This window comes from Kineococcus sp. AC630, assembly GCF_979255925.1.
In genome coordinates this window covers 1-238 of the sequence record NZ_CEEDMJ010000139.1, presented here as the reverse complement: position 1 = coordinate 238, position 238 = coordinate 1, and the positions used below count along the sequence as shown (strand labels likewise).

The 238-nt window shown below is 68.1% G+C and carries 1 protein-coding gene; it reads right to left on the bottom strand.

Annotated features, from left to right (window positions below; genetic code table 11):
• Window positions 1-238: ABC transporter permease subunit (locus tag AC0I8G_RS26155; protein ID WP_471732538.1), on the bottom strand; the 238-nt coding region annotated here is incomplete at both ends.

Below are 238 nucleotides of genomic sequence, written 5' to 3'. Positions count from 1 at the left end.
GACGACGAGGTTGGCCACCAGGTAGACGACGACCAGGATCGTGACGACCGAGACGACGGTCGGCCCCTCCAGCCGGATGACCGACTGGTACAGCAGGTTGCCGACACCGGGGATGTTGACGATGCCCTCGGTCACGACGGCGCCACCCATGAGGGCGCCCAGGTCGGTCCCGAGGAAGGTCACCCCGGGGATGAGGGAGTTGCGCAGCACGTGGACCGTCATGACCCGCGGTCCGGAG